Source organism: Anaerotruncus colihominis, assembly GCF_010206195.1.
Classification (GTDB): domain Bacteria; phylum Bacillota; class Clostridia; order Oscillospirales; family Ruminococcaceae; genus Anaerotruncus; species Anaerotruncus colihominis_A.
Window position 1 is genome coordinate 1 of sequence record NZ_VIQT01000033.1, and the last position, 1,017, is coordinate 1,017.

The window sequence follows — 1,017 nt, forward strand, 5'->3', positions numbered from 1 at the left end:
TGTACCGCCCAAGCTCCGCTGTACCGCCCAAGCTCCGCATCTGAATTGGCGTTGGGGATGAGGATGTACTCGTCCGTCTGTTCCGAAACCCGCAGTACATCCTCCAGCCCGCTGATACAGGAACAGTCCAGCGTCCCCATAAAGAGCTGCCGTTGTTCCGCACTCATTTTGAAGATCCTCTGTGCCAGAGTGTTCAGCTTGTCCATATCCTGGGGATTATCCGGCTTGGCGTTGCGAAGATATTGACCAATATTCCGTATGGGGCTTTCCACATCTTTGATTTCGGGGGGACGGCCGGTGCTGATCGTGTTCAGCTGTGCGTAAGCCTCCCCGATATCTGCTGGGGTGGCGGGAAGCTGTAGAGACACAACGGCGGGGTTATCACCTCGGGTCAAGTGCAATCGAATCATTTGATCTCTCCAATCTTGAAACCTTGTTTTTCCGATGTTTCCAGCATCAGTTCGTCCAGGCTAAGTGTCCCTTGGCAGACGACATATCTCTAATGGGTTCATACTCATTGGGCGGGATTGGGAAGGGGACGGCTGCCTTGTCATATTCTTCGTGCTTTGGATTTTTGAGAACTGCGTTGAAAATCACTGCTTCTCCTCCGTTTCTTAACGACACATAATACCGTAACTGCGGGTCAAAGGGTATACCCAAACCCACCAATTTTACCGCCCCATCTTTGACCGCCAATGCCGCTCAGTCAGTTCCTCCACATCGGTTCGCATGCAGCTGCCGTCCTTGCCCCAGCAGATAAAGCCGTGGTGGGGGTAGGGGCAGCCCTCGCACTTATGGGCAGTTCGTCCGACAGTCTTGCCGGTATGGGATGTGGGGCTACTTTGTTCTGTATTCATGTCGATTACCTCCAAACGCAAAAAAGCGCCGGGGTCTTATCTCTAAAACCCCGGCGCTTACATACTCATGTTGATTTCGTTTTGATTGGACTGGCTCATCCGCTCTCGTGGATTTGGAACATTACGTTCGATCTGGCGGAGGATATCCTCCATCCGCCGC

Annotated in this window: 2 protein-coding genes and 1 pseudogene; all 3 read right to left on the bottom strand. The window is 52.7% G+C overall.

Annotation, left to right across the window (positions count from 1 at the left end; all coding sequences use genetic code 11):
- Positions 1–410: pseudogene (locus FMM72_RS16885) on the bottom strand (hypothetical protein); the annotation flags it as partial.
- Between the two features lie 46 nt (positions 411–456).
- Positions 457–597 carry a hypothetical protein gene (locus tag FMM72_RS16890; RefSeq protein ID WP_162222108.1) on the bottom strand — a complete coding sequence of 47 codons (141 nt, stop codon included), beginning with the start codon at positions 595–597 and terminating at the stop codon, positions 457–459.
- Between the two features lie 74 nt (positions 598–671).
- Positions 672–857, bottom strand: coding sequence for a hypothetical protein (locus tag FMM72_RS16895; RefSeq protein WP_162222109.1), 186 nt, complete (start codon positions 855–857; stop codon positions 672–674).
- Positions 858–1,017: the final 160 nt, after the last annotated feature.

Excerpts from the sequence above, each read along its gene's own strand:
- FMM72_RS16895 (WP_162222109.1), bottom strand. The coding sequence starts at position 857 with ATGAATACAGAACAAAGTAGCCCCACATCCCATACCGGCAAGACTGTC.